A 13974-nucleotide genomic window follows, 5' to 3' on the forward strand; every position below is an offset into this window, starting at 1 on the left:
ACGGCGAACACCGAGAGCCCGAACAGCAGCACGAGCCCGGCGAGCACGACGAGGCCGGCGGTAGACGACAGCGAGACGGTGACGTGGGCGATCCCGACGACGACGAGGACGGGGACGAGCAGCGCGAGCGCGACGAGCCCGATCGCGATCGACGCGGCGATACCGGCCGCGACCGTCAACAGGAACGCGACCGCGACGTACGCCAGGTACTGTTTCCACGCCGCCGTGATCGACTCCCAGAGCCGTCGCCACGCCGCGAGCACGCCGGAGTCAGCCTGAATCATGAGCGGGACGACGAACGCGGTCGTCAACCCCGACACCAGCGCGTACAGCACGCCGACGAGGAACACCACCGGGACCCCGACGAGAAACGCGCCCACCGGGACCGCGGCGTCGACTCCGACGAGAGCGGGGGCGACGAGCAGCGCGAGCCACCCGAGGAACAGCGCGAGCGTCGGGAGCCCGATCGCGACCCGGAAGCCGAACAGGCGGAGTCCCTGCCGCCAGCGACGGCGCCAGTAGCGCCGGACCGTCACCTCGCCGGTCCGGAGCGACTCGATCAGGACGAACTCCATGATCGCTCCGACGAGCGCGAACAGCGCGCCGAGGAGGAGTCCGACGGCGACGAGCCCGACGACGAGCGTCGCGACGTCGACCGGGACGCCGGACGGGAGCCCGGTCTCGGGGAGATCCCCTGCCGGTGTCGACGTGTTGAACTGCGCGGTCGGGAAGCTCACGCCGCCGCCGACGAAGAACACGACGAGCGCGAGCTTCAGCCAGCGGCGGACACTGATCGGGGTCAGAAACTCCCGGGTGACGCGGAACGCTTCCTCGACGTCTTCGACGGCGTGGAGGGCCATAGGTCCAACACACTCGAAACTGCTAGTTAGCCCTTCTGGTGGGTTCTCCGCTCGGAGTTGGCCGACCGGGCGGAATCGTCCGCCGACGCCCGGACTCCGCTCACTCCGTCGGCGACCACCCGCAGGCGTCGCCAGTCGGATCGACTCCGACAGTGGTGACGGCGAACCGGGAGCGTACGACACCGACCACCACCCGAGCGGTCCGCAAACCGAGTGCTGGCGACCGACTTCTCGGGTCGAGTTTCATATGCGATCCAAAATTCTAAAACATCAAATTGAAGTACAATATTGATCACGTATAGTTTGTGTGATTTGGTCCGTTTTACAGGGACTCCAATATATAAATCACTGGTCGCATTGGTTTATCGAAGTAGAACAGGGAGATCGGTGTCTGTCGGGAACTCATCCGGAGTATAATTGATCTAAGTCGAGTATTGAGGTGCTAAAACCCATTAACTGACAGACTATTCCGTGGAAACACGGTTGAATACTAGATACCTAGACAGAGGCGTGATGAGAGAAATGCTGTCGGTGAGGCCGACTCAGCGAATACTTTTTAACTCTAACCGTGGTTGAACAGTCGGTTGCATTTTATATCATAAATATGGTATTATAGAAATATAATAAGATATATTATACGTTTGCAGTTGCTCTGCGCAAGTCCAGACGCGTGGGTTTTGCTGTTCTCCTAACACTTCTCGGTGGAGCGCGTTTCGGTGATGAAGCCTCACTCGGAGCTACTTCGAATCGTCACCGGTTGGCTTCCATCACGGAGTGTCAGGCGTTCGATCGCTTTGAGCTCTGCCGCCGTCGCGTTCACCGATGCAAAGTGATTTCCGGCGAGTTCACCAGCCGGACTCTTGAAGCACGTCGGTCCACACGCGAAGAGGATCTCCTGTTCGTTTCGGTACCCTGGATACAACAGCAAGTCACCGCGGGAGGGATAGACGGTGTGATTCTCTCTGGGGATCTCGGGGAGGTCGATCTCGTCAATATTAATCCAAGTCGCGATACCGCTCCACCGGACGTGGAGGAGGTCCGATTCAAGCGGGAGCAGGTCTCTGACTGCCGCTACCGACTCCGGGGCCTCCGACTCGTGACACTCCGCTGTGAACTCGGTCCCGTTGATATCAATCACTAGCATACTGCTCACGAATACGGCAACGGTATCGCGTCGCATAGTAGTTAGGATCAACTCCCCAGATCTCCGTTCGACGTCGCCCAGAGGGCAGACACCCCGAGCGCTGAAACCACGCTTGCGGCCGCGAGGAGCCCGAACGCGACGCGGAAATCGGAGATGTCAATGAGCACTCCAACGACAGCCGGTGCGAGTGCGCCAGTGCCCATCAGCAGGCTACGGACGACACCCAGCCCACCGCCCGAGAGTCGTTCCGGAAGAATGGCCATCAGATGGGCTCCGCGAACCGGATTGAATCCGTTCGCTCCGGCACCGATCAGCGCGATTAGCACTCCGAGCGTTATCGTATCCGCTTCCGGAAGGAAAAGGAACGTACACAGTGCGACGGCTGCGGTGCCGCTCGTGACGACTAACACTGGGAACCGTCCGAATCGATCGGAGCATTCGCCACTGAGTAGTTGGACGAACGTCGTCCAAAAGAACACCGAGTACAGGAGACTCGCCACGGCGGGAGACCGGCCCGTCACCCGCGTGAGATACAGGGGCAGAAACGCGATAACGCCGTTGTAAGCGAACGAGACACCGATGACGACGAGCACGAACGTGGTGAATCTGCCGTTGAGGAAGATTCGGAGATAGCTCTGGACACTCGCGGCCGCGATGGAGTCGGTTCCCGCGCGCACCGGTCCTTCGGTATTCGGGTCGAAATCGTCGGACTGATCACCAACCGAGCGGCCTGTCCCGTCCGTGCTTCCGTTACGGAACCAATGAGTGAATGCGCCCGCGAGTCCGAGAGCGGCGAATCCCGAAAGGAGGAAAATCCCGCGCCACTCGGCGTTGATGATCCCCGAAAGCGCTCGCGTGAGCGCGAGCGGTGTCGACAAGAACACCACGACAGCCGTCGGAGCGACCACTCCCCCGAACGCCCCGACTGTGTCGTGGATCCCGAGCGTTCGACCCGTCCGGTTCGGGTACGTGCGGGCGACGAGACGAACCGCAACCGTCTTGTGAACTCCCGTCCCGGCCCCGACGATGAGCATCGCCGCGACGAAGAATTCGAAGGACGCATCCACAGCGAGCGCGAGCATGCCGAGCCCCGCAACCGTCGCACCGGTGACGACGACGCTGACGGAGCCGAGCCAGTCGGCGACCACGCCACTCGGAAACTGCATGAGCGCGTAAACGGCCATGAAGCCGGTGAACGCGGCCCCGACAGTCGCATTGCTGATCGCGTAGGTCGCCTGAAGGGCCTCGAAAAGTGGCGGAATGGTGTACCGAACGAACTTCCCGACAAACCAGACAGAAGAGAGAAAGATGAGGACGTCGTACTCCCTCAAGCGTTCCCGCCACGGGAGTATGTAACTCACTGACACCGCTCCCTCCGACCGACGGTACCACCGTGTTGGATAGTCGCGTCGATGGCGGTCATGTCGGTGCGCCGCCAGTAGACAGGGACGCCAACCGGCGGCATGCTACTGACCCGATCTGTCTCTGAGTATCCCGATCTCCCGTTCTATCGCGTCGACTTCGGCGACGCCCACGAACCGAGCGTCGACGCGCCCGTCGAGGGTGAAAAGCGTCGTCGGACCGCCGACGACATCGTACTCCTCCCGGAGCCGACCAGCAGCGTCGGGACCGTAGACCGAAAGCGGAAGCACCCCGTCGGGAGGATCGTTTCCGAACACCGCACCGAGGTTCGACCGGATCGTCTCACACGGCGGACAATCGTCGCGCCAGACGTAGACGACACAGCGGGCGCAGTTGTCGACGATCCGGATCGCGTCCGCGCCGTGAACCGGGAGGAATCCTTTCGGTGTCCCCGACGCGGGAGCCGGGTCCGACTCTGCGGAATCGAGTAGGACGGACGTGACGAGCGTCTGTACTCGCGAGAGATCTGGCAGCCGGTCCCGCAAGACCGCGTAGGTCGCGAGAAGCGTGCGATCAGCGCCCTCGGCGCGTGACCCTGCCGCGAAGTCCTGCGGTGCATCGACACGTCCCTCGTCCATCGCCGCGGTTCGCTCGGCGACTGCGGCTCGGAAGGATTCGCTGGGCGCGAACGCGGGTGCAGTTGCGAACGGTGCACGAGAAACCAACATTCCATCCTCGAAAACGTTGAAAACAAGCCTCTTATCGACAGGAAAACAATCGAAAAGACTCCAGTTCAGTCAGAATAAGCACACAAACACGAAAAAGTAGATGAGTGCAAAGTGATGCCTCTCACGATTTGCGAACCCGGAACGATTCTTACAGGAGTGTGACCAACTCCTTGTCCAGCCAATCAAGGAACCGCGACAGCGAGATACGCGGTTTCTTCCGCACCTCAATTACGCCAATGCGGTCCTGCGTCAGGAAGTCAACGAGCAGCCACATGTTGTACACGACGCACGCAAATCCGAAGTGAAACCACCTGACCTCGAATTCCTTCGATGTCGTCCACGCTGCACACTCCTTGATCGACGAGTAACTCCGTTCAATCCCACCGCGATCGGAGTACTGTTCGATTTTCTCCCGAGCCCAGCGACGGTCCAGCGCAATCTCATCACTCACGTCCAGATTCGTCAAGAACGGTTGCGGTGAGTCCCTTTTGTGCGTCTCATCATCCTCATCCGGTGGTAACACCACAACATTCGTCGTCACCCTCTCATTCGTAACCTTACCCTTCACGGGCCCGTACATCGTGCTACCATTCTTGACGTATAGCGGCGTATCATGCTCCTCATCGTATCCGCGCTTCAGATGATCGAACCGATCACACATCCGTTCGATCTTGTCATCCTTCTTCGCGGGAATCACATACTTTAGATCGCGTGATTCGAGGGCGTGAATCACGTCTGCAGCATGGAACGCTCGGTCAGCATACACCGTTCGAATGCTCGCGTACTGATCCGCGATAGATAACAATCTCCGCACAACATTCCCGTGACGGAAGGTCTGTTCCGCCCCAGGGTACGCGTCGTTCTCTGCGTACTCAACATTCCCAAGCGGGCATACTCCGAGCACAAAGTGCGTGTTCTCGCCTACAATGCAGATCGTGGCGAATTTGTGGCACCAGGTGTACTCCTTGTCGTCTGGTGCACCCTGGAGCCATTCCATTTCATCGAGTTCACCGTAGTATGCCACGTATGTAATGTCAATAGCGACATTCGCTCGCACCCCGAACCGACCAGTCGATTCGTTTTCTAACTCTCGCAGTCGGGGCTTCGCGCGTGTGTATGTCTTCCTCAACGCGAAATTCATCACCGTCGCAATCTGATCAACGGACATCTCTTTCACCGATTCAAGTAACGTCTCACCTGTCGGTCCATCCGCAGTGAAGGGGTCAAGGAATGGCTCTGGATCAGGATTCATCAGGTCACCCAGAACTTTCCCACCACCGTTCGCTGCAAGACCCTTAATCGCAGCGACTGCCGCTAGGAGAAGTAGTTCATCTTCGCCGTAGACCCCCCCGTCAGGCCGTGGGAGATCCATTGACGGGATAGCGACCGATTTCAACTCCTTCAAAACCTCCTTCCCTTTCTTCCGAAGTAACCGTTCAATCGTGCGTTCGGATAGCTCATCTCCCTCACGATCATCGTCGAGAGATTGCGTGAGTCGGTTCCCAATTGGTGACCCGCGTTCAGCCGCAATTTCTCGAATTCCTTCCGCCCCGAGTAGTATGGTTCTATTCAGATCGTCAAACCGTTCCTGAAGACGTGATGGCTTAAACGTGCTTTTAGATGGGAGATCATCAGGATCGAACCCGAATGCGAGCGCGAGCTCAGGTTTCTCCTCCAACCGGTCTGGGATACCAGTAAGTGATTGCCCTTCTACAAGGGCCCACAGAAACGCGAGGAACATCAGAACGAACGGGGTTGAACTGTGCCACTCAGGAAACGAATCACCGTACTGGTATCGCTCAGCATCGAACTGACGGGCAAACGCTACCCAGTCCGTGTCTTCATCGATTATCTCTTCAGCCTGCTTCGCCAGCCGGTTGAGATACGGCTCAGAAGAGTCAGTCACCGACAGACACCTCCAGAGATTTCAGTGCAGAAACGCAACGAGTCGGGGTTCTGGTCTGCAAATACTGCGGTTCCCCGTGAACACAGTGAGAGGCAGATGAGGTCCTGAATAACCGCGATAGCCACCGCTCCCTGGAGAGTCGAGAGAGGACGTCGAAGGTATCTGGGTTGGCTGTCACGGTCATTCTGCCCGGTTTTGGTTGTTGGTGAGTGGGTCGCGGAGAATCGGATTATTCTCGCGCGTGTGATTTCCTGAAAAGCGTCGACGGTCGATAATACGTGTAAGTTGGCGGACAATCCAGGGCGAGCGATCGCTGGACAGTGTAGATGTGGCTGAAGAGAGTCTCCCTTATCCGGAGTTTCCGCTTTACGGAAATTCCGGGAAATTACTTATAAAGTGATCCTGAGAAACCTCTGGAAGATGCTGGAAAGTCCCGCATAAGGAATCTCCAGTTAGCGGAGACCGCCTAACACGGAGATTACGCCTTGAGCTGACTCCACTAAAAAGAACATGAATGAGGACAACGACGAACTTCCACTCTCTACGTTCTTTGAACTGAACGGGGCGATTGGCCTAATCGCGCTCATTGACAGGGAACACGGGAACATAAAGAAGGAATTAGATTCCAAGGCAGGCCACACTGGAAAGCCAGTTAGAAAGTTGATTAAAGCCGCGATAGAGGCTGATTTGATTGAGCGGGTGCCAATTCGTCCTGGTGATCACGGACGATCTACTCCGTACCAATTGACTAAGCGTGGGAAAGCAGTACAGTCTCTGTTGCGGGGAATGGGCCTAGACGAAACTCAACGCGAATACTTGGAACGGAAGCAAGAGTTGGAAGCGGCTGTTTCAGACGTACAAGAACTCATCGAAGCAGAAGGGCTGCACAAAAAGCGGATTCAGCAGGATTTCTGGACCCGGTCAGACTTCGACAGGGGAGAACTCGAACGCAAGCAGGCAATCGCCGATCAAGATGAAGAAGACCAAGAAGGGAAGAGCCCGTCCCCGCGAGACGACGGTCCTGGTGAAGCAATCCCTCCAGAAGTCCTTCCAGAGGAGACAGACTTGGACGGTATCAAAGACGAGGAAGAACGCGGTGAGACAGAAGTTTGGGGCAAAGACTCCGAAGAGGATACCTCTGACAAGACTGATGAATAGGGGACATGCAGGCCGATTATCTCGTCAGTCATCTTTGTTCGACAGAGAAAGTTGGTCGTTGGGTTCGGGGCCGCTGACCGTGAGTAACTCGCCTGACTCGGCACATCGAGGGCAAACGGGTGGCGAGTCCGTGTTCCCATCCCATTCGAGGGTATCCCAGGAGTACGTTGCTCCGCAGCCGGGACAACCCCACTCGTAGGCTCCGTACTCTCGTGCGAGGTCAGGGAACTGGTGGGCGAGCGTCGGCGTGAGACGCGCGTCAGCATCTTCATACGCCTTCAGGTAGTCCAGGAGGTTCTGCCGGTCGTAACCGGTGAACAACGGTAGCAGGCCGTCGTAGCCGACGTCAGCGTACGGAGTGTCGGCTTCCCCGCATCGATGCTTAAACGAACAGTACGAACACTCCCAGTCCCGTTCAGGCGTTGCAGGCGGCAACTCACCGGCTTCCTCGTAGGACGTTTGTGCCTCCAGCCACGGGATGACCGTGTTCTCCCAGAACTCCCGATCGAACGCGACCGTGAACACCTCAATGTCGAGTGTGGTCCGACACCCGTACACGATCATCCCGTTCGTGACGCCGTGATCGTACTCGTCGTTGAGCGCGTACAGATACGCGTGGAGCTGCGCCTTGTGGTTCTGCTTCGGCTTATCCAGATGATCGAGAGACTTCGTCGTCTTAATCTCCGTGACGAACAGTGGCTCTGCGTCAGCGTTCACGATCACTGGGTCCGTAGACCCTCGAATCCGGAGCGTGGTATTAGCAACAGGAATTTCGGCGTCAATCCACACCGAGTTCGTAACGTACGTGTCCTCTGTCGTGGCGACGTCCTGTAGGAACGGCACAATGACCTGTTCTTCGAACTCGGATCCGATCCAGAATAGGCCCTCGGGTGGCGTGCCCTCTCTCGGCGCGTTCTTACGGGCGTAGCTTGCTTTCCGGTGACACTGGAGCAACTGGCTCGGGGAATGCCGTTCCGGTGGTTTCTCCGGTGATGGTCCGTTAAAATACGCTTTCCCCTCCAAGATGTTGTTCTGGAATTGTTGTTCAGCGTTCCATTTGTTGAACGCTCGATTCGAGACTCGGTCAACGACCACCTGCGGTGTGCTTGACTCAGGCCATTCTGTGTAGTCTTGGTCGAGAGTTTTGTCTGTGGGTGGATCGCTCATCACAATCCAGGGAACGTCAGTAGGAACAATAGGGAGCCGCGTGTCGTTTCCGAATCGGGGTTTACGCTCCTGCTGTGGTCCAGTGCACTGTGGAGAATCACGCCACTGCCTGGTAGATGCGGGCTCTCGTGTTCCCTTTCCCAACGATGAGGTTGTAATGCTCTAACTTCGCCAGGTAGTTCCGAACCATTCGGTTGGTCTTCGGATCCTCTACTCTCTCACAGTACGCTTCGTAGAGTGCTCGCGGCTCGATTTCGCCGTGCTCAACGATGATGTTGTACAGTATCTCTTGGTGAGGTGTGAGGCGGTCAATGGTTTGCTGCTTGATTTCCGTTTTCGCTTCCGGAGTCACCTTCCGAATGACGTCCGCTGTAATCTCGTCAGAGTGACCACTATGGACTGCGTGAGCAGCCCGCCGGAGAATCCCGATTGCGACACGCGCATCACCGACTGCGTTTACCGCAATTAGCTCCAGGTGAGACACGTCAATCCTATCATTGTCCAGTCCCCAGCGGACGCGATCGCGCAGAATCGTCACTAACTCTTCTTCCCGGTAGGGTTGGAAGTGAATCCGTGTACAGTCGGTGAGGCGACTGTGAAGACGGTCATCGAGCGGACCGAATAGGTCGTTCTCGTTGTTAGCGATAAGGACCATTGTGAGGTTCCGAATCCGGTAGAGATCATACAGGAGAGATTTGTCTTCGAGTTGGTCTACTTCATCCAAGATGACGACGTACGGGGTATCGGCGGCGGTGCGTAGCCGTTCAAGCAGGACGTCTTTTGGGGTAGACTGCCGATGAATGTCCACGGTTGGGGCGATGCCGTCAAGCATTCGGTACAGCGTTTTGAAGCGACTGTGATCTTCCCAGCAGTTCACGTACTGGTAGTCGAGGTCAACGACGGATTCGCGGAGTTGTTCGACGAGAAACTGAGCAATGCACGTCTTTCCAGCCCCGGATGGTCCGTACAGTAACGAGGGATCTGCTCGGTTCCCATTCGTGATTGGGTCGAGGACACTGGACAAGTAGTTGACTTCGGCATCCCTGTGTTGCACCTCCCGAGGAATGAACTCTGGTTGTAGGACGCGCGCATCGGTTATCATGGTTGCGTCGACGGGAACTGGTAAGATAATAAATGGAAGTGTGTAATTTCCGAATTTCCGAATTTCCGAAGAGAGTCGAAGGGAGGTTGAGACCGTGTTGTCTCAAGGTGTGCGAAGACGTGACTCATTTTCCAGAGATTTATACTGCATTTGTTATAACGAGGAAGTATGACCTCTTCGTCGGATCTTCACGACGCGCTACAGACGATCGACGACCGCATCTCTGACGAGATGAGCGAGCGCGACGTAGAGAACATCTTCCTTGAATCCGGGTTCTACGACGTTCTCGGCTACGAAGGCACCGGAACCGACATTCGAAGCGAATTCACGCTCCCCGATAACCGGCGACCGGACTACATCACACTGGACACCAATGAGTCTGTGACTGGTGTCTACGAGTTCAAGAAGCCAAGCCGGGATCTCAGCGGTCACGAAGACCAACTTTTCCACTACGTAGACGAGCTCCGTGCGAATTACGGTGTGCTGACGAATGGTGTTGAAGTCCGGGTGTATACCGCTGATCAGGACTTCGTTATTCCCGCGAAATCACTCAGTGAGGTCACCGACGCAGAAGTGAGAGACCTCTACAGCGTTCTTCGGAAACGTGAGTTCGACCTTACAAATCCTGAGCACGTGAATCGCTTCCTGACCGAGTTGGACCCCATTCCGCTCGACGAGCAGGCCAAACTCGGCCAAGAACACTTCTTCGACACGTTCCGGTTAGATGAGGGCAGTCCGTTCGCTGACCTGGTGACGGGCATGATGGATCTTCTCCATGAACTCCGGGACGAACAAGAGGCGAAGTTCGTGAGAGGGGCGTACGACTTCTGGGAAGCGACGTACGCGAGCGAGCCAGAAGAAATCCCCAGCTCGTGGCAGCCATTCATCGACGGGAAGCAGTCACTCCGCGACTTCATGTTCTGCGTGGAAAGTGGGCACGCACTCCTCGCACGCCTCCTCTTAGCGAAGGCCACCGAAGACCACGACTTCTTCGCAGGCACAGGATATAACGGGATGGATGACTACTTTCGCGGACTCCAAGGGTTCGGGACCAGTATCAACCTAGACGCATTCCCGGTCGCTGCGGACAACCTCATTGACGACATGCAGGACCAACTCGTCGAGGGGTTGTTCCAGGACGACATCTTCGTCTGGTGGACAGACGGGTACACTGAGCAACTCTCTCGAATGCACGCCACGGGCGCGAATCAGTTCGAAGCTGTCGCGCGGGGTAGTGGCGCAGTTGAACGTATCAGCGAAACCACCCGCAATCGGTTCAGTCGAGCTGTCGCAGAAGTGTTCTTCAACGTCCTCCGATTCGACTTCAGCGATGTCGAGGGCGACCTGCTCGGCGATCTCTACCAGCGGTACTTCGACCCAGAAACCCGGAAAGCCCTCGGTGAATTCTACACACCACAACCGGTCATCGATTACATAATGGACGGCGTCGGGTACGATCGTGGAGTCTCGAACAAGCGCCTCATCGACCCGTCTTGCGGATCAGGCACATTCCTCGTCGAAGGCATCAAGCGATACCTCAAGGATGTCGAACGGTACAACGACGACCCGGATTGGGAGGAACACCTACGGGACCTGTGCACACGTCCACGAATCGTTGGGCTCGACATTCACCCGTTCGCAGTCCTCATGGCGCAGATCCGCTTCGTCGTCGCTATCCTCCCCGCCTACCAGAAGGCGAAGCGCGCGAACCCGGACTTCACACTTCGCCGGCTCCCGATCTACCGGACAGACACACTACGGAACGAACGGGAACTAACCGGCGTTGATCTCGGCACCGATGGAAGTCGCCAATTGACGTTCGATGCGATGACTGAGGACGAACAGGATGTTCGGATTCCCGTGCCGCTCCCGCTTGAAGTGGACGAGGATGAAGTATCTGAGACGGAAGACGGGTTCCTCGTGCAGCGGGTACGAATGCCGTTGTTCGACACGATTCAGTTAGAGACGCAAGTATCGAACTTCGGGGAGTACTTCGCCGCCCTACAGGGCGTGCTGGACACGGTGAAAGACCACATGGCGCTCGCTGAGGAGTTCGGCGGGGACTTCGACTGGACGTACCAGAGCGGACTGGAAGAGCGCATAAACAACTACACACGGCAACACTACTCCGGTGTCGAGGAGTTCTTCGCGCCGTATGTGGACGACATGCTGGAGAACGTCCGCTACCTCAAGGAAGAGCACAACGACGGGCGGCTGTTCAAAATGTTCGAGGACACCGTGCTCGCGCTCGTCGTCAAGAACTACATGGAGTACGACTACGTCGTGGGGAACCCGCCGTACGTCCGTACCCAGAACCTTCCGGACAGGCAGAAACACATGATGGAGCAGTTGTACGACTCGACGACCGGGAACTACGACATCTACTGCCCGTTCTACGAGCGCGGGCTGGGCTGGCTCCGTGAGGGAACAGGACGACTCGGGTACATCACGCCGAACCAGTTCATGGTCACCGACTACGGAGAAGGGCTACGGCGGGTCCTTCTACGTGAGGCTCGTATCGAGGAGGTGTACGACTTCCGGGACTCCGGCGTGTTTGCGGATGCGAAGAACTACCCGGCGATCGTAATCCTCGAAGACGAAGCAGACCCGGACGCACGAGAAGCAAACGAGATTCGGTGTGTCCGAGTGAAGGGTGACACGCAAGCACCGACTAACCGCGATCTCGATACAGTGATTCTTGAATCCGTCCGTGATCACCGTGATGACCCCGGGTATGAAGACGAGTACATCAACGTTTTCGACTACCCGCAGGGTGACCTGGACGACGGGTACTGGTCGTTGATGCCGCCGGAAGAGTTGAACATCATTCACAAGATGGAAGCGACGAGTGACGCCACAGTGGGCGACGTGACAGATTCTGTATTCGCTGGGACGCAAACCAGCGCGAACAACGTGTTCATCGTCACGCCCGTCGATGCAGACCGGATCGCAGCTGACGACACTGGCGACACGGTAACAGTCGTTCCGAAAGGAGAGAATCAAGAGCACGAAATTGAGACGGACACGCTACGTCCGTGGCTGCAGGGCCGCGACATCAACCGGTGGCGCGGGGACTGGTCAGGAGAGCACGCAATCGTCCCGTACACGCTTGAGCACGACGACGAAGGGACGCTCACGTCGAATCTCATTGACCAGGAGCGGTTGGAGAATGAGTTACCGTTGACGTGGGCGTACCTGGAGGCGCATCGAGACACGTTAGAGCGTCGTGAAGGTGGACGGTTCGAAGGTCGGGATGACTGGTACGGCTTCGGGTACCCGAAGAGTATGACGCGGTTCGAAGACCCGAAACTCGTCTGCCCTGAGATCGCGGCGGAAGCGACGTTTATGCTCGATGACGTCGGAACGTGGTATTTCAAAGCCGCATACGGCGTCCAGCTCGAAGATGGGTTCAAGGACCGAACAGACACGTTTGCCGCTTTGCTGAACTCGAACGCACTGGACTTCTACCTCAAGCACTACACGACGCTGAAGGTTGATGGGTACTACAAGTACACCACGAACTACCTGACTCCGCTCCCAATCACGTGGGGCGACGCTGATGACCGCTCGACGATTCGGGAATTCGTCTCAACGCTCACGACCGCGTTGGATACCGGAAGTAAGACTGAGCGGTTCCCGGAGGCCTACATTGGCGAGTACGATGGCGAGTTGGACTACATCACATACGAGTGGCAGACACGCAGGTACCCAGTGAACGCCGATGTGCAAGAGGAGGAAGATGGCGAATTCACCGTGCAAGCTGGCCGGTCTGACGTTATAACAGACCCAGCAATGTATGCTCCTGATGAAGGCACCAGGAAACTCCGAGCAACGTACGTCCGCGAGGCTGTCAACGGGCGGAACGTGAAAAGCGGAGAGACAACCACAATCCCTATCCCTCGAACCGATGAGGGTGTTGAGATGCTGTTGGAAGACCTGTATTCAGATGAGGCAACCGTAACCGAAACAGACCTTGATGATCTAGAAGAACAGGTTAACGACGCAGTGTACGACATGTTCGGTATCACGCCTGAAGAGCAGGACGTGATCGAGGAGTACTTGGAAACGTTCCGAGTGTACTGAGCGTCTTACCTCACTCGCCCAGTAACCGGAGTTGGTAGGGTGATTAGAAACAGTATGCGCGGCGGGCTCTATTGAAATCCTCTGCCGCTGATAGTTTGTTGGGGCCGTGCTGAATACACAGCGCGAGTCGGTCAGAGTTCTAGCGGGTTGATGCCACGGAAAGTTACTTTGCCGACATCAAAGTAGTGCTGAGTATGGTCCCCGTAGAAACGATGGTGAGTCCCTGATGAGTCTGCTAACCGCATACAACGGAGTACTCATTCGTGTCAGTCTCTACTTGCTCATCTTCTGGCCTACTGTCGGGTACTACGTCTATTCAGACTCAGAGAAGCGTGGACTCAAGAATCCGCAACTGCGCGGCATTGTACTGGGATTCCTCGGAATCGCGGGGCTCGTTATTCATCTTGGAATAGTTCAACGACGAGACTGAACTGTAAGTTGCTCTTCGCTCGTGGTCGGCTGCT

The 13974-nt window shown here is 56.9% G+C and carries 9 protein-coding genes; 2 read left to right on the forward strand and 7 right to left on the reverse strand.

The window, feature by feature from the left end; genetic code table 11:
- The 5 genes from U4E84_RS09250 to U4E84_RS09270 all read right to left on the reverse strand — a co-directional run.
- The coding region (locus U4E84_RS09250) for a hypothetical protein (protein WP_322531808.1) at window positions 1-860 on the reverse strand (860 nt) is incomplete at its 3' end.
- A 727-nt stretch (window positions 861-1587) separates the two neighbouring features.
- Window positions 1588-2004 (reverse strand): DUF3830 family protein, encoded by a 417-nt coding sequence (locus U4E84_RS09255; protein WP_322531836.1) that lies wholly within the window; start codon window positions 2002-2004, stop codon window positions 1588-1590.
- A 47-nt stretch (window positions 2005-2051) separates the two neighbouring features.
- A complete protein-coding gene (locus tag U4E84_RS09260) occupies window positions 2052-3335 on the reverse strand; it encodes an MFS transporter (protein WP_322531809.1) in 1284 nt (427 codons plus the stop codon).
- Window positions 3336-3470: 135 nt separating this feature from the next.
- Complete coding sequence (locus tag U4E84_RS09265) at window positions 3471-4004, reverse strand: thioredoxin family protein (RefSeq protein ID WP_322531810.1); 534 nt, start codon at window positions 4002-4004, stop codon at window positions 3471-3473.
- Between the two features lie 238 nt (window positions 4005-4242).
- A complete protein-coding gene (locus U4E84_RS09270) occupies window positions 4243-6000 on the reverse strand; it encodes a transposase (RefSeq protein WP_322531811.1) in 1758 nt (585 codons plus the stop codon).
- 510 nt (window positions 6001-6510) lie between these two features.
- Between U4E84_RS09270 and U4E84_RS09275 the strand changes: the two genes are divergently transcribed.
- Window positions 6511-7158: a hypothetical protein gene (locus U4E84_RS09275; RefSeq protein WP_322531812.1), complete on the forward strand. Its 648-nt coding sequence runs from the start codon at window positions 6511-6513 to the stop codon at window positions 7156-7158.
- Between the two features lie 24 nt (window positions 7159-7182).
- Here the strand turns inward: U4E84_RS09275 and U4E84_RS09280 are convergent, their stop codons facing one another.
- Window positions 7183-8325 carry a PD-(D/E)XK nuclease family protein gene (locus U4E84_RS09280; protein ID WP_322531813.1) on the reverse strand — a complete coding sequence of 381 codons (1143 nt, stop codon included), beginning with the start codon at window positions 8323-8325 and terminating at the stop codon, window positions 7183-7185.
- A gap of 97 nt (window positions 8326-8422) precedes the next feature.
- On the reverse strand, window positions 8423-9427 hold the full coding sequence (locus U4E84_RS09285) for a Cdc6/Cdc18 family protein (protein ID WP_322531814.1): 1005 nt from the start codon (window positions 9425-9427) through the stop codon (window positions 8423-8425).
- A 168-nt stretch (window positions 9428-9595) separates the two neighbouring features.
- On the opposite strand from U4E84_RS09285, the gene U4E84_RS09290 reads away from it, so the two are divergent.
- Window positions 9596-13510 (forward strand): N-6 DNA methylase, encoded by a 3915-nt coding sequence (locus U4E84_RS09290; RefSeq protein ID WP_322531815.1) that lies wholly within the window; start codon window positions 9596-9598, stop codon window positions 13508-13510.
- The last annotated feature ends 464 nt before the right edge of the window (window positions 13511-13974 follow it).

The sequence above is a fragment of the Halorubrum sp. AD140 genome (assembly GCF_034497445.1).
In the GTDB taxonomy this organism is placed as follows: Archaea; Halobacteriota; Halobacteria; order Halobacteriales; family Haloferacaceae; genus Halorubrum.